Annotated in this window: 12 protein-coding genes and 1 pseudogene; 2 read left to right on the forward strand and 11 right to left on the reverse strand. The window is 52.0% G+C overall.

The features are described from left to right. From WBK19_RS01610 to WBK19_RS01640, 7 genes and pseudogenes are all read right to left on the reverse strand, one after another. Nucleotides 1-370: pseudogene (locus tag WBK19_RS01610) on the reverse strand (acetaldehyde dehydrogenase (acetylating)); the annotation flags it as partial. A gap of 31 nt (nt 371-401) precedes the next feature. Further along, nucleotides 402-1,223 carry a 2-keto-4-pentenoate hydratase gene (locus WBK19_RS01615; protein WP_511286315.1) on the reverse strand — a complete coding sequence of 274 codons (822 nt, stop codon included), beginning with the start codon at nt 1,221-1,223 and terminating at the stop codon, nt 402-404. A gap of 55 nt (nt 1,224-1,278) precedes the next feature. Next, nucleotides 1,279-2,223, reverse strand: coding sequence for a 3-carboxyethylcatechol 2,3-dioxygenase (locus WBK19_RS01620; RefSeq protein ID WP_511286317.1), 945 nt, complete (start codon nt 2,221-2,223; stop codon nt 1,279-1,281). A gap of 154 nt (nt 2,224-2,377) precedes the next feature. Beyond that, nucleotides 2,378-3,634: a DUF1329 domain-containing protein gene (locus WBK19_RS01625; protein WP_511286319.1), complete on the reverse strand. Its 1,257-nt coding sequence runs from the start codon at nt 3,632-3,634 to the stop codon at nt 2,378-2,380. 19 nt (nt 3,635-3,653) lie between these two features. After that, on the reverse strand, nt 3,654-5,294 hold the full coding sequence (locus WBK19_RS01630; RefSeq protein ID WP_511286321.1) for a DUF1302 family protein: 1,641 nt from the start codon (nt 5,292-5,294) through the stop codon (nt 3,654-3,656). Nucleotides 5,295-5,362: 68 nt separating this feature from the next. Beyond that, a complete protein-coding gene (locus WBK19_RS01635) occupies nt 5,363-7,735 on the reverse strand; it encodes an efflux RND transporter permease subunit (RefSeq protein WP_511286323.1) in 2,373 nt (790 codons plus the stop codon). Next, entirely contained in the window at nt 7,732-8,877 is a 1,146-nt protein-coding gene (locus WBK19_RS01640; RefSeq protein WP_511286325.1) for a YCF48-related protein, read from the reverse strand. The genes WBK19_RS01635 and WBK19_RS01640 overlap by 4 nt, the downstream gene beginning before the upstream one ends. Nucleotides 8,878-9,468: 591 nt before the next feature. On the opposite strand from WBK19_RS01640, the gene WBK19_RS01645 reads away from it, so the two are divergent. Both WBK19_RS01645 and WBK19_RS01650 read left to right on the forward strand, forming a co-directional pair. After that, nucleotides 9,469-10,590, forward strand: coding sequence for an alcohol dehydrogenase catalytic domain-containing protein (locus tag WBK19_RS01645; protein ID WP_511286327.1), 1,122 nt, complete (start codon nt 9,469-9,471; stop codon nt 10,588-10,590). Between the two features lie 89 nt (nt 10,591-10,679). Beyond that, nucleotides 10,680-11,210 (forward strand): cupin domain-containing protein, encoded by a 531-nt coding sequence (locus WBK19_RS01650; RefSeq protein ID WP_511286329.1) that lies wholly within the window; start codon nt 10,680-10,682, stop codon nt 11,208-11,210. Nucleotides 11,211-11,475: 265 nt separating this feature from the next. Here the strand turns inward: WBK19_RS01650 and WBK19_RS01655 are convergent, their stop codons facing one another. The 4 genes from WBK19_RS01655 to WBK19_RS01670 form a co-directional block, all read right to left on the reverse strand. Further along, nucleotides 11,476-12,651 (reverse strand): OmpP1/FadL family transporter, encoded by a 1,176-nt coding sequence (locus tag WBK19_RS01655; RefSeq protein ID WP_511286331.1) that lies wholly within the window; start codon nt 12,649-12,651, stop codon nt 11,476-11,478. Nucleotides 12,652-12,687: 36 nt separating this feature from the next. Continuing rightward, nucleotides 12,688-13,212: a flavin reductase family protein gene (locus WBK19_RS01660; RefSeq protein WP_511286333.1), complete on the reverse strand. Its 525-nt coding sequence runs from the start codon at nt 13,210-13,212 to the stop codon at nt 12,688-12,690. An 8-nt stretch (nt 13,213-13,220) separates the two neighbouring features. Further along, nucleotides 13,221-14,450: a styrene monooxygenase/indole monooxygenase family protein gene (locus tag WBK19_RS01665; protein WP_511286335.1), complete on the reverse strand. Its 1,230-nt coding sequence runs from the start codon at nt 14,448-14,450 to the stop codon at nt 13,221-13,223. 592 nt (nt 14,451-15,042) lie between these two features. Beyond that, nucleotides 15,043-16,032 carry an AraC family transcriptional regulator gene (locus WBK19_RS01670; RefSeq protein WP_511286337.1) on the reverse strand — a complete coding sequence of 330 codons (990 nt, stop codon included), beginning with the start codon at nt 16,030-16,032 and terminating at the stop codon, nt 15,043-15,045. Nucleotides 16,033-16,164: the final 132 nt, after the last annotated feature.

A 16,164-nucleotide genomic window follows, 5' to 3' on the forward strand; every position in this document is an offset into this window, starting at 1 on the left:
TTTCACGGCGACCGACGTGTTCCTTGAGGTTGACCGGCGGCACGCAGAACGGGCCGATGGCGGCCGGGGTCAGGTCGATCATGAGAACGCCCAGCGCGTTGAGCTTGCGCGAGTTCTCGGCGTGGACGTAGGCACTGGTCGCATCAAAGGCGATCTGGACATTGTCGGCGAGGACGTGGGGCAGGAAGCCGTCGACACCGGTCGAACAGGTCTTGAGGCCCATTTCGGCGGCCCGCTTGAGGCCTTCGGATTCGGGGTCGATGCCGATCATCCAGACGGGGTCGAGGTAGGGGCTGCGCTTGAGTTTGTAGAGCAGGTCGGTCCCGATGTTGCCCGGGCCGATGAGCGCGCATTTGATTTTTTGGGTCATGTCGATATTCTCTGTGGGGGTTTGGGATGCATCAGGCAAACATGGCACTGACGTTGCCAAGGCCGTTGATACTGACGTCGTAACGCTCACCGGATCGGACGGCAACCATTGGCCCGAGGGCGCCGGTCAGCACGATGTCGCCAGCCAGCAACGGGCGGCCGCGAAGGACCATGACATCGGCCAGCCAGACAGCAGCGTTGAGCGGGCTCGCCAGGCAGGCGCGGCCATTACCACGCGAAACGATTTCGTCGCCGCGTTTCATTTCCATGGCACAGGCCGTCAGATCGACATCGCACAATTTGACTGGGCGACCACCGAGGACGAACAGGCCGCTCGAGGCGTTGTCAGCAACGGTATCGACGAACTTGATATTCCAGTTGTCGATGCGGCTGTCGACAATTTCAATGGCCGGCAGCGCATATTCGGTGGCACGGATCAGGTCGGCATAAGTGTGGCGTTCGTGGGTCAAATCGCGACCGATGATCAGCGCGACTTCAGCCTCCACCTTGGGCTGGATCAGGCGACCGGCCGCAACCGGCTCGCCATCGCCAACCGCCATGTCGGCGAATAGCATGCCGAAGTCAGGCTGATCGACGCCAAGCTGAGCTTGGACGGCAAGCGAGGTCAGGCCGATCTTGCGCCCGACCAAGCGACGACCTTCAGCCAGCCAAGCTCGAGTGTTGGCTTCCTGGATGGCGTAGGCGCCATCTAAATCGGCCTGTGTCAGGCGGTCGCGCAGCGGAGCAATCGGATGGCCACTGGTGTGTGCCGACTTCAGTAGCGCCGCCGCTGCTTCCGCGGCAATTTTTTCACTAACAATAACTCCAGTTAACGAGTTGTTTTTTGTCTGCATGCAGGTACCTTTCGGAATTCTGGAAATCCCCCAATCACCTATAGACCTAGGCTCTTTACTTTGGACTTCCTGTCATTACCCCGTACCCAACAATCCACTCTGGAATCGCCCTGTAGTAACGGGTTTCGGCCTTATATTGGCCAGCAGTTGCCGCGCTCATCGCTGCGTGCGCCGCAACCCATGACTTGGCCTCATGGGTCGAAATACCTGCATCTTTAGTAATTTCGCTGTTGCGGTATGCATCAAGAGCGGCCCAATCCTGTTTGACCAGATCGCTCATAAATGTCTTGTCCCATATCGGGTTAAGCGGATGCAGAGGGCTCTCTCCTGCAGCAAAACGAACTGCCGCATCCTTGGTGCGCTGCTGACGGGCAGCTCGTCCCTCTGGTGTTGGATTCCGCCCACCAATGAGGAACTCGGAAATTTCTTTTGTCGCAGATGCTATCTGGGGCACAGGAGGGTTGTGTGAAAGACCACCAGAACCGATAAATAGACACCGCTTTCCAAGGTGTTTCGCAAACTCGCCGACGGCACTGCCAAACTGCCTAGCCCGACGAATACTGATTAACGGTGGAGCAACACCATTCACAAACAGAGGCACGACTGGATAAGCATTTAAACTGCCAGTCAACTCCTCCAAAGGCTGGACCATTCCATGATCCACCTGCATTCTGTAAGAAATCGCAACATCGAGATCACTGCTGACTAAATGTTCAGCACAGGCCTCTGCAATTTCGCGAGGAACAGTCAGCTGTCCCGGAGAAGTGCGATAGTCACCAACAGATGTCGCGGCAACCCCAATACAGAATTGCGGCATAACATCAAGAAAAAACCCGTTGTAGTGATCAGGAGCAAACAGGAAGATAACTTCCGGATCAAACACCCTAAGTTCCTTCCGCAGCTCAGCAATTACCGCGTCCACATCGGAAACTATTTCCGGCAAAGGATCAACATAACCCTTCATCGGACTATGCGAAAGACATTGCAGCAATGCTTCCATGAGACTCTCCTCTCCATCACTAAGTCTTGGTTTTTTGTTAAGGAAATTATTGACAGCCCAATTTCCGAACACGTTTGGGATTGCTAATAACGGTTGCTTCGGAAGCAACCAACCAGGCCGAAGAAACTTCAGCCTGGCCGCATTTTTCCCGGCGTTATCGACCGGCTGATTGCAAGGTCTGGAGCGAGAAGTCATTTGCTGACCGTCCCGCGGTATTACTCTTCCATGTCGGCGTATCAACCAGGAATACCGTCCCGTGATTACGCTGGAAGTCTATAACTGCACCTCCCGCAGAACGGGCTTCGGCATATCCGTCGTCGGCCTTGGCTGGATAAGAGTGCCATTCCATGAATTTCCAGAACTCGCCCTTTCGGTTGTAGGCTTCACCGTAATAGACACGCGGATACTTACTATCGACGTACACCACTTTCTTGCTATAAGGATGTTCCGGCGGGGTCGTTGCCTCAACGACATACACTTCGCGTGGCTCGAAACGATCATTGTTCATGTTCCAGAACGGAGCCTTGTTTTCAAGGACAGGGTACTTATCGGCAAAGTCCTTACCATTCTTATTCCACAGAGGATGCTTGCTATTCGCGACAGCAAGGACCCATCGCTTGCCAAGCAATTTGTACCCTGGATACCAGCAAGGTCGAGCATTGAAAATTTCCAGGTCATCCTGAAGTTGATCTGATGAGCCAACCGGATCCATCCAGGCACCACCAGACAGACGTCGGACACGACGAACTGCGGGGATATAGGCCCAAACATCATTAACTTTTGCTGAATCGTAAAAGATAGTGAACGTTCCTAGGCCCTTCATATCTGATGGCGACTTGAAGTACAGCAATTGACGACCTCGCTCAGTGCCGTCCCCCTCCACCGAGGCACCAGCGAGACGCCCCTTCATCGCATAGCGAGTAAATTCAGCCGTAGGCTCCGCGTGAACACCTTTGGCGCCATCGACCAGAACCTGTGTCCAGAAAGGCACATGCGAGAGATCTGCGGTCAATTGTCCCAAGTGCCAGTTCCACATCACCTTCTCTGCAGCTTGAGGATCCTTAAGGTCAATATTCGGGAAAGGCTGCCCACCACCCCAACCATCAATTTGGCAACTTTCTTTGTTGATTTTCGTTTTTCCGGAATTTCCTTGAGAAGCCTTAACCCACTTGGGGTCTAGGGGAATTTCCTTTGACTTGGCCAGTGGCAATTTCCATCCATTATTGCGGATGCGCCATTCCATGCGCTCGGTCAGCAAGCTCGCAATGCTGTGCCCCTCAAAAGTCTCGTTCTTAACCTTGTCGATATTTTCAGCCGAAATCACCGTTCCCTCTGGCAACTCCGCGGCAAGCAGCCCACCAGCATTCAACACCAGCAGTGCGGCAGAAATGGTCTTTTTCATGGGAATCATTCTGGTTCTCCTTATTTGATTAGAACTGATAGGTCAGGCTGGTATATAACTGGTCGCGGTTATGGAAATACCCAAACAGGCCTGCGCTATCGCAATTCGACTGATTTGCACCGGCACTTGCGCATGCACTCCCCGGACCGGTATCGCGCCAGCGGCCACCATCCCAAAAGCCGTCATACTCGGTCTTCCACTTAAGGTTTTTCGAGAGTTCAACCGTAACCGATGGTGCAAAGAAGCCACCTTTGTAGGTCAGATCACTACCAACAACCAGCTCAGGCTTGATACGACCGTTGTCGTAACTCAGGCTGAAGATGCCTGTCAGCAAAAGTGAATGTTCCTTTGTGCGAGCGCCCCAACCGACACTATTGAGCAGTCCATCCCGCTCATTAAAGTCTTGAACCCATTTATCAAAGAGTTGCACAGAGAAGAACATTGGCTTTTCAGAGCCGAGTAGGCTCTGGGTAGCCGCAATGTTCTTATCCATGCGTAACATCCAGGCAATCAGGTTCTTCTTTTTGATGCCATCAAAGCCAGGTGCCACGATCGTAGAAGCCAGCGAATTCGCCGGGTAGTTATTGAACTGGTATGGGGCATCCTTGATGTAGGCGACCTCTGCACTGAACACCGCATCGGCCCAATCCGCGTAACCGGAGGCAGTTGCCCCAAATACGTCCACAATCGGATAGATAATTTCACCGAATACGGCGCCTTGCTGAGACTTGATATTTGAGGCGCCAAGCGTGGTTGGAACATAGTAAGCACCACCCGCAAAATCGGTCGAACTGGCGTTCAATATTGGGCTTTGCCAAAAGGTCTTCAAATACGACGCCGAGTAGTTGAACTTGTCTGCAGTTCCGTTCCAGCGGATGCCCCCGGTAACTTTCTTGTAGTCGCCTTCGCTACTGTCCAGGTTATAGGGGTCGATATTCCGGAAGTCGACACCGGCATAGGGCTGGCTGGACCAGCGGCCGCCATAAATATCCAACTCCGTACCAATATCCGATCTACGATCCCAGCCTGGACGGACGAAAGCTTCGATAGCCCCGTCTGCTTCCGGTATATCAATATTGGTCTTCAACATAATCAGCGGCTTACGCAACTCTTCGTTAGCTGGCTCCAGGAAGGAACGCCAAGTCAAGTTGAAGCCGTGTACCATGTCATTGGCAGCAAAGAAGTCAGTCTCGCCCCAGACAATTTGTTGGCGACCAAAGCGGAACTTGATTCGATCTGAGGCTTGCCAATCGATATACAATTCGCGGATATCCGCCTTGTTGTAAAGGTCCATGATGTTGCCGCGAGAACTCCCCCCCCCAGAGCCGTAGTTATTGGCACCCATTTCCTCAAGGTGCTTCAGAAATGGGGTCTGAGCCTCCAGCGAACCGCGCAACTTGGCGACTATGGAAATGTTTTCCGTCGCCTTCCAGTCCACGTTCAGGCGCAGCGTTGTACGCGCCATCGATAGCTTGCCGCTGTCATCGTAGTTAGGCGTATCCGCCCAATTCTTCGTATTGACCGACAACTCCTCGCGAAGGTAACCGTCCACTTTGAAACTATCGTCTGACGCATGTAGCGCCGGACAGATAGCAATGGCTGCAAGGGCCAGGAGGACTTTTCTGGCTTGCCCTGACGAGATGCATCCTTGATCATGTTTCTGTTTCATGCTTGGACCCTCTAGTTAAGTGGCAGCAGTGCTGCGCTTTGTAAAAACGAAACGGTGGTGATGCTCGTTCAGACCTGTCTAGTGGCGGGACGCAGATGGGCCAGCACAGCCCCCTGCTGTTTGCCAAAAATGAAATTCGGTCTAAAAACGTAGATGATCGAGGGCATGACGAAGAGGGCACATGCCGCTGATATTCCCAGCCAAATAGCCATTAGCAATCCCATCTCGGCCTGAAACTTCAGCGAGGAAGCCCACCAAAGCAGCGTCGAGCAAATCAGTACGCTTGCTGTAACAATGACGCCCATTCCCGCCGAATGAAGTGCTTCATGAATCGCATGCTCAGGCGAGCTGCCTGCTGCGATTTCTTCCTTGATGCGGTCGGCAATATAAAAGGCGTAGTCGACACCAAGGCCAATTCCCAACGCAGCGACGGGTACGGTATTGATGTTCATACCAATTCCCTTCCACGCCATAAAGCTGAAGGTCAAGGTGTTAGATATGATCACCGGAACCATGAACAACATTCCTGCGACGGTCGAGCGATAAACGATTGTGCAGATCACAACCAGAACGAGAAGCGCTAAAGCAATGGCCTCAATCTGGCTGGAAAGGATGACCTCGTTGACCGCTGCCAGGACGCCTACCAAACCGCCAGCCAGTTGCCATTGGCCATCAGCCAAAGGATTTGCGGCAATAAACTCCTTGACTCGTGCCATGGCGGTCCGAATAGTCTCGCCCTGACGGTCACGGAACATCATCGTTATGGCACCGTTGGCGTACTTGTTGTCGGCAAAGCGGTCGATATCCCCCGGCTCAGATACCGAGTCGAGAATCGCAACCAAACTGCCATTTACCGCCTGCGTTGAACCAAGCTCAAGGTAACGCGGGTTGCCTTCGTGCAGGGTGGCATTGACTACCGGCAAGACATCCGCAATCGATACAGACCCCCCGACTTCCGGCTGCGCCTCTATAAAGCGCTGGAAGCGATTCATCGACTGCAACACATCATTCGTCTTGAGCAAACCGTCCTTTTTGTCGTCACCGATTACAATGAACATTCGGTCGACGCCCTGGAAGTGGCGATTTATCGCTGCCGCGTCAATGTTGTAGTTCGATTCCGGCCAAAGAATTGGTGAGCCCGGATTTGCGTCGCCGATCTTCAGATTGAATGCGTAGGTTCCCGAAACAATCATTACAACAACGCTGCAGGCAATATTGATGTAACGGAATTTCGATGTTGCCAACCAGACGCCGAAATCAAGAACCTTACGGGCCGGCGGCATAAAATTGATCATGTGAACAACGCCATGTGGCTTCCGAATGTAAGACAGAAGTACCGGTGTCAATATCACCGCACTCACCGTCAACGTGGACACCCAGACCACCGATAAGACGGTTAACTTCTGCAACATTGGGATTGGACTCAGAGCCACTACCGCCATGCAGGCAGCATCGGCGATGATCCCCAGCATGCCCGGTCTGAAAAGGTCAGCCAGGGCAATCTTGGCAGCCAGACGCGCGCAGTCTGCACCCGGCTCCAGAACTTCAAGCTCGTCATCAAACCGGTTGACGATCTGCACCGAATGAGAAACAGCTCTAGAAGTAATGAGCATCGCAACGACGATCACTAAGGGCTCGAAGTGGATGCCTAGCAGGTGACATATACCGAGTGCCCAGATGGCACTTATCAGGCCCGCAAGTAACGGCAGGATGACGCCGCGCCAGGTACGGAGCAGGACAAAAAGCATAACCATCGTCACGGCCAAGGCTGCCGCCACCAGATCAACCGTCTCCGGCACATAGTGATTGACCCAGCCGTATAAAATCGGGTCACCAACCACGCGGATTCTGACCGTTTCATCCTTGTACTTGCCCACAAGTGCCTGGATCTCGCCAAAGACCTTGCCGTAGTCGACCTCTCGGTCGATGAAGTCGACAGTGATCAGCGTTGCCTGCAAATCCTTTGCTACGAAGGGGCCGTAGACAAGAGGGTTTCGCAGGACTGCTTCCTTGAGTGCAGCCAATTCCTCGACATTCGCCGGCAGGTTTGGCCACATCAGGGGTTTGGTCTCAATCCCTTCGGTCGATGCCCGAACCTCCTTCAGTTTCTTTGAGGCGAGCGAAGTAATTTGATATGGGTTGACGGCGGACACTTCGCGCAGACCCAAGGTCAGCGACCGGACCTTTTCAAGAACAGCAGGCTGAAAGATATCGCCGCTCTCCACCTCGACCATGATCGTGACCATGTTCGAGCCACCGAAAGTATCTTTGAATTTCTGATGGGTCTGGACGTATTCGTGGTCCGAGGGAAGCATATCCTCGAAGACAGTTCGAACCTCGATATGCAAGGCAAACCATCCCAGAATAAGTGTCAGAAGCCCCAATCCCGCAACGACAAACCTCCGCTGCCGAATGCAATATTCGGAAATACGTTCAATCATTTGCTTTTCTCCGAAGTGACAGGAAGCCCTACCAATACCTTTGGCTGCCAAGCCTCCCCCAAGGGGTGCCAAGTCGTTCCATTCCAACGGCCAACGTTCGCACCAGAAAACCAGACCGAGTCACCTTCGGGGACCGCTCGGACGTGCCATGAAAGATCCCGAGCATCAAGTCGCCCTGTTTCTGCCTTACCATCGGCCGCCACAAGGAGCCAACGCCCGAGCGCTCCAGCCCCAATCCAGCGCTTGCCAGCCGCATCCCATGCAATGTCGTAAAGGTGATCATGCAAGCTCAGCTCCAGAGGCCTCCAACTCATCCCACCGTCACGCGTCATGAGCACAACTCCCTCAAGACCGACGGCTATGCCATCCTGTCCATCACTGAACGCGACAGACATCAGCGACACCTCGACGGGGGTCTTGATATCCTCCCAGGTCACTCCGGAATCCTTACTCAATGCGATTCGGCCAAACTCCCCAACCACAAGGAGGCGCCCATTGGGTAACAGAGCCACATCATTCCAGGCCAGATCAGTTTCGGGGCGCAAACGCGCCCAGTGCTCACCGTAGTCGCGTGTAATTAGCAACGCTCCCATTTCTCCGGCAGTCACCGCCAGCCCATCTGGAGCGACACGGACACGATTGAGCTTGTTAGCAATCGGAGATCTAGGGACATCTTGGACGTCCTGCCACGTATTTCCGCCATCCGTCGTACGTAAAACGACGCCCTCATTGCCAACCGCCACTCCGTGCTTACTGTCCCAGACTGCAATATCCTGGAGGGTCTGCTCAGTCGCGGATGCGAGTAGCTCGATTTGATCGTTGGCATCGATTCTGACAATTTTCCCACTTGAGCCAGCCAACAGTCGCCCTTGCCCAGGAACGATGGCGAGGCCGTAGTAATGATCCCGACGCTCCATGACCGGAGGCATTACCGTCGCTCCAACCGGCTGGGGCTTGATGAACAAGCCAGCCCAAAGCAGACCTCCAATAATTAGCCAGGGAAGGACAGACACAACTACAGCAGAAGCCCGCCCGCGCAACTTCTTTCCCTCTTTAGGCAAGACCGACAAAGCCTTTTGCCCAATTACTGCATTCATCACATCACCTATACCCATTGAACGATCAGCACTTTTTTGACCCATTGATACCAGCCGGATACCTCACCACCTACGATGCAACAATCCGTCGATCTGCAATCGATCATCAATTGAATTTCAAGTTCAATTTAAATAAATAAAAAGCGACTGTCAATAAAATTGTTAATTAAAAAAATACATGCTTGACATAGATCAATGCCATTTCACCGACAACGTGCTAGGCGAAATCTTGTTTTCGGTTGTCGGGGCTTACGCTTTGTTGCGCTTGATTTGCGTTTTCTGGCCCAGGAGGTTTCGGTATCCACGGCCAGAAGCCTCGTCGCGCAATGCCTGAGCACAGAATCATCACGAGCCAAGACGTCGAAGAAAGCGAATTTTTTCCACCTGTGGCCGATGCGCTCAAGACGGGTGGCCTTCGTGATGATCCAAGCCCGAACCTGTGGTAGCTGTCACCCATTTAGCAGCGCCATCCAGAAGCCCACACAACGCCGCCGGCCCACCGACAGTCCGCACCAGAAAAATTATCAATTGACAGTCAATTGATATTTGATAGATATTTGCCAAGCGTCCAGTTTTCCCGACCCGGAACGCAAACAAAATCTTCAACTGAAAGCAACCATGACTAAGGAGACAAATGTGCGCCAATCTGAAAAAGGCACCATTCGAGCTGCGCGCGTACATAGCGCAGGCGGACGATTTGAACTGGACACTCTAGAACGCCCTCTACTAAAAAACCCCAATGACATACTGATTAAGGTCAAGGCCAGTGGCGTCGTCCCGAATTTACGGAACGTAATGAGTAACTACGGAGAACGCGCTTACTTGACCGTCCCTGAGTTGCCAGCAATTTATGGACTGGACACAGCCGGAGTCATTGCCGAGATCGGGAGTGGTGTAACAGGCCTGTCTGTCGGTGATCGGGTTTATCTAAATCCAGGCCGGTATTGCGGCAGCTGCCATGCCTGCCGCTGTGGCGAGCCAATAAACTGTAGTGCCTATACTTTCCAAGGCTATTTTGGTTTTGGCCCTGAATCACGCCAGATTTATCGGGACTATCCTTACGGCGGATTCAGTGAGTACGCCACAGGCCCCGCCAATGGCATCATCAAGCTGCCAGAAACAATCAGTTTTGAGCAGGCAGCACGTTTTGGATACCTAGGTACAGCGTATTCGGGTTTGCGCAAAGCCGAGATTCGCGCGGGCCGTACCGTATTGATCAGCGGTGCTAGTGGAACTCTGGGACTGGGCGCTGTACAGATTGCGCGCGCCATGGGTGCCACTCGAATTCTATGTGTTGCCCGGAACCCGGAATTGCTGCAGCGCGTCCGTGAACTGGACCCCCAACGTATCCGAACATTCTCATACGGCACAGGAGATCTTGCCTCCTGGGCTCGCGATGAAACAGGCGGAATCGGCGTAGATGCAGTTTTGGATGCCATTGGCCCCGGCGCATCACATCAAGTAACCCTTGACTGTATTGCCGCCCTAAGGCGGGGTGGCAAGCTGGTAGAGGTTGGGGCAATGTCAGACCCCATGCCAGTCAATCTTCATCAATTGATGTGTGCACAAGTCAGCTTAATCGGATCGCTCTGGTTCTCTGTTGCCGAGGGACAGGAGCTTGCAGCAATGGCTGACGCGGGAACACTTGATCTTTCGATATTCGAGCATCACACCTTCCCGCTCGACAAAGTAAATGAAGCATTAGAGCTTGCCGAAAAGAGAACAGGCGGCTTCATGAATGTTGTTGTCGTCCAGTAATTAAATATCAGCTTCCAACAGAACCAATTTCACATACGGAGGCACGATGCCTCGTATCGATTTGATCACCCCTACACGGAGTAAACACCATGACCAGACGCATTGTTACCGGAGAAAAGAACGGCCGTTCCATTTTTGTCTCTGACGGACCGATTCCCAATTCCCATGACTATCAATCAGTACCTGGATTCCAGACCGCCCTTGCATGGGCTACACCCCTGGCCCCCCAGCTTCCCTACGACGGTTTAGATCCGACCCTTGCAATCGAATCGTTCATTCCTGCCCCGGATGGCACACGCATGATCATCGTCCAGTTTCCACCAGACAGCATTTTCGAATCCGACGCATTCAATCCGGAGGGGGCTGGTCAGGAATATGCGAAGTATTTGCCCGGTCTTGCAGAATGTTTCGACAGCGACGGCTCAGGCATGCACAAGACCGACTCCGTGGATTATGACATCATCCTTTCCGGTGAACTCTGGTTGGAACTCGATGATGGTGAAGTTCGCCATTTGAAGGCTGGCGACATTGTTATTCAGAATGGAACACGACACGCATGGCGCAATCGAAGCGACCAGCCAGCAAGCATGATCGCCGTATTGATCGGAGCCTCGCGCTGACCACTTCTGGTATTGGGGACCTTTTTTGAGGCAGCGCATGCCTATTAACCAACTTGAAAACGATTCAGAGCGCGGCATATCAATTGGTTGAAATCATAAGATGGCCGTCACACGGCATGTGACGACCATCTTAGCCACTCCTGAAAGCATACTTGCAGGAAGAGAAGCCTTCCCTATATAACTTCAATTGGGAAGATAAGTCGTTGAGACAAATGGCCCATTGATCCCCCTACCAAATACCCGCAACAATCACTGGGGTGGAATCCTAATATTTCCAGCCGTAGGCTATTCCAAGCCAATGCTGGCTATGCCGAGGGTTCACGCCTGTGCTTGCACCGGTACCGTCGACCCTCTCATCGAGTGCGCGCGTGTACACAAAACTCAACTCAGTTTCCTTTGAGACGGTCCACTTACTGCCGATCGACATGTGTCGCCTTGGCGTTACCGGGGCCAAATAATTCAATGTTGTTTCATTGCTGGGGATAATTTGGTCACCATAAGAATAGCCTGCGCGCAAGCTTAGGGCATTCGAATAGCGGTAATCGACACCAATCCGGTAAACGTTCTGGTCACGCCATCCGAATCCGGGACCATTCGAAGCACCAAGCGCCCCTGGAGAAGTCACACTATTCCCGAGCGATCGGACATCGTGCCAATTTATACGTACGAGATCAGCGCCAATTGTGATGTTTTTCGCCACATCGACTGCGACACCAAGGCTAATGCGCTCCGGGATATCGAATTCCCCTTCTCCAGCAAGCAGCGTCCTATACTTATCGAGCTTTCCCATTTTTGTTTTGGAAAAATAAGACGCACCTACAGTGACTATATTGGCAAACTTTCCTGTCCAACCTAATCCAATGCCATACCCCAAGGAACTGTCGAACCCTTGATCCTCAAGTCCGATATGCTGGACACCATTCACCCGCAGTCGCTGATAGGCACCGACAAGAGATACCCCAAGCGCCTGATTCTCTGTCACCCGATATGAAAGCGTCGGAAGAGCCAATAGCTGCATTAACTCAGACCCTGCATTGCTATTCGATGGAGGCCCAACAGGGCGATCATATTTGGTTCCGACACCATTACCCACCAAAGAGAAGCCAATGCTCAGACCATTCCCCAAGTCCCTGTTGTAGCCGAATTCAGGAAGGAAATAGTTGGTTTTTTCATTCGCTGAAACGTAGCCAAGCCCGGGCATATCTGCCCCACGATCAGCCTTGAGCCAGACCATGCCGATATCTGCACGATTACCAATAAACGCCATCCCGGCCGGGTTATTGGCTCCGGCAAGCGCATCCGTAGGCAGCGCCACAGAAACACCCCCCATCCCTTGAGCCTGAATTCCATACCCATGAGGCATTGTTCCATTGGTAGCAAAGCTTAGCGAAGCGCTCATTGATGCAGTAAGTGCAAGAAAACCACGTATTGAATTTTTCATGAAATCTCCGAAATTGTTGGGTACATCAACCGTGATTCAGGCTGCTTCGAGTAGCGGTAATGGAATCAATGAGCCCGCATGAAAAAGTAGAGGCTGAACGTCTCGCCATTGATATTTTTCAACCAACCCAAAAAAAACAACATGATCGCCCCCAATAAAGCTCCTCTCCTTATGGCATTCAAACTGCGCTAACGCGCGTGAAATGAGTGGGAGCCCAGAAACTCCTTGAGTACACTCGACACCTGCGAACTTGTCGATTACTGATGGATTTGCAAACTGGCGACAAAGATCCCTTTGATCCTCGGCTAGCACATTTACTGCAAAATGCGAGCACTGCTCAAACGAAGCGAGACTCGGAGAATTGCTCGCAAGGCTCCACAGGACCAGCGGAGGGTCCATTGAGACAGACGCAAATGAATTGATAGTTAGTCCAATAGGCCGGCCATTTGGCGACAGAGCAGTCACAATGGCAACGCCGGTGGGGTAGCACCCTAAGGCAGTTCGAAAGCTTCGGGGACTCTTACCACAACCATGATTCCAAAATAGCGGATTGGAATTCATGATGCCGCTCAGGCAGCTATTTGAAACGATTCGATGAAACGATCAGCTTCAATCTCATCGTAATACCAGGGATTGAGCGTCTTAGGATCGTCAAAGGCATTTGCAACGGCAGCGGCCAAATGGGGATTCGCACCACAAGCGGCAAACACCTTAAGCAAATGCGCAGGAGGGGGAAGCAAATGGGTGTTGGTGAACTTTGCAACCCACTGCGCGTATTCCCAGTATCGCTCGAAGGTATCCACCATCCAATCGCTTTCAAATTTTGCTGCTCCATGCGCGACGATAGATTCGCCATAAATCTTGGCGCATTTACTCGCATTGTTTGAACCTTGGCCTGTAATCGGATCATTTAGGACGAGAACGTCTGCCATTCCAAACACAATGGTTCCTGCCGGGGTCTTCGCGACGGGCTTTCTTACGATGGGAGTAATCCGTCCAACTAGTGTTCCGTTATCGTCGGTCAGTCGAATATTTTCGCAACGCGATGCTTCCCAAGGGAAAAATTCCTTTATTTGCGCCTTTCCAAGCTCCAAATATTCCGCAGGACTCTTCGGGGTACTCCATTGATCCATTGGTCCACCCGCAATTGACTCTAGATTTATGATGTCGCAGGGGCCCGTGTGGGTGAGTGCAGGGAAATTAATAAATTCGCCGATTCCCGGATTGATATTTATGTTTAGCGCCGAAAATCCGGACTTCGGTTCCATCCCATGCACATATAGCAAGGCGATTGTTCGCATTGGCTGATCAAAGGCACTACGGGCCTGATCCCTTTCAAACATCGCCCCGATCTCCCCCTTCCCGCTTGCAACGATAACCAAATCGCTAGAAGCACCATAGCGATCCAAATCGGACACCCCGACATCTGCAAACTCAATCTTGCCACCCCGACGTTGAAATTCTTCCATCCATACCGGCATCTTGATCCGCTGATCCACCGATTGCCCGGGAGCTGACATTTTGGATTTCCAATCGATCATCGGCGGGCTGCTCGAATCTCCAGCCCGCATGTGAACGCCCTGAATTGGCGGACAATCGTCATCCCAGAATGAAATTCCTATTTCGCGCTCGTACCCTAATGCCATGTCATACATTGACTGGCTAGACATCACTCGCCCCGATGCTATTGCCTCTGGCTGACGGTTAGACACCAGTGTTACTCGATAACCGCGACCGAGAAGAAATATGCCCAACTGCAAGCCGCCCTGACCAGCACCGATAATGGTGATGTTCCTCATTTGAAATCTCCTTTTACGTTCGTACTCAGCCCTCGATCCGGGCGAAGAACCAAGTTATCGGCAAGAAGTTTTCATCGCTATGCAGTCATAGCAAAGGCTATGCACAAAATGCAGCCACCGATTGCTAGTGAGAAATGTTTGGGGTGTGAACGCCCTCAGGGAACCCATTTTGAAAACTACTAGGTATCCGGACGCTCAAGTAGACGCATTGCATTTCAGGAAAATGAACTGTTGCTACTACGTCAATACAAGAGCTCAGACTAATGCGGCGATGGTTATAGCTCGGCAGCTTTTGTTTTCCTTCGGTCGCCGAATTGGGTACCGCTGCGAACCGAGCCGAAGACAAGAGCATCACGCGTACAAAAGGACTCGCTACTCGGCTTCCAGCAAAGAACCTATCGGAACAATCTGCCGGGCTCTATCGTATCAAGTCGTCCAATGCATTTTTTAAAACGATGACTGAGGCATTTCAATGCGATAACAGGCATGTGTGAAGAAGCTTGCTGAAAAAGGACTGAATGGCTTCAGCAGATTTAGATTGAGCCCTTCACAAGACGGCAAATCGCTACGCGTGCGATGAATGCAACTAGACCTAGCTATTCCGCTTCAGCGTTTCTGACGGATATTCCCCATAGCGCTTCTTGTACGCCCCTGCAAAACGGCCTAATTCGTAAAAACCCCAACGGGTAGCAATCTCAGTCACACTTTCCCCTGCAGCGGAGCTTTCAAGTTCTCTGCGAACACGAGACATCCGAATATTTCGCAAATGATTCATAGGTGTGACCCCCTTGAATTTTTGGAAACTGGCGAATAGTGAACGCCCGCTAACGCCGGAGATGGCAACAAGACTATCCAATGTAATTGGCAAGTGACAGTTGGCCTCCATATACTCTTCAACTCGCCGCACGTATCGAGGAAAACTGATCTCTTGTTGACTTATATAGTCTGTTAAATGGTTATTCGGTTGCCATTCAAGCAATGAGGTCATGAGCAGTTGTTCGAATTGCACAGCAATAACTGGCGTTCTTAGAATCGATGGGGTACGCCGAATTTCCTCGAAAAAATTCGTCGCCAGACGTCCCCAACAGCCCCCCTGTCCGGAACCAGTATCCATCTGCAAGTCGAACTCCAGTGTTCCGCGGAGAGCTCTCCCCGTCAGATTTACAGCCTGTTGCTCCAAAGCATTCTTATCGACACGAACCACCAACTTCTTACAATTCGCACTCCAGCACATCCTCAAATGATGGTTTGGGGAATGAACCGTGGCGCATCCTTTTTGTGATACAGCCTCTTTATTATCTGCTTGAACGAGATCGATCCCATCAAGTGGTATTTGAACCAGGTAAAACGATCCGAGAGCACCCGGTTCGACTGATACCCGAGCTCCATAATTCATTATGCTGAATTCGACTGCCGGACCTCCTATCAACTCATGGTGATAGTTTAGTCGCTCATCAGCGCGAATTTGTTTGAGTCCATGATCACAGAAAACCTCGGCAACCAATTGTCGAGTCTCATCAATATCAGATGAGCGCAGGACCTTGACATCCCCCTCGCCCGAATCACCATCTCTAGGATCCAACGTTACGCCCCTTAAATCAAGAAGGAGCCCCTTTCAATAAATGGGGGCTATCCACGTAAATCACATAGGACTTTCGCCTGAGCGGATGTAAAAAACAGCGCGCAGTTGATCTTTTTCCTCTTCGGCACACCC

It is taken from the genome of Azonexus sp., assembly GCF_049652925.1.
GTDB lineage: Bacteria > Pseudomonadota > Gammaproteobacteria > Burkholderiales > Rhodocyclaceae > Azonexus.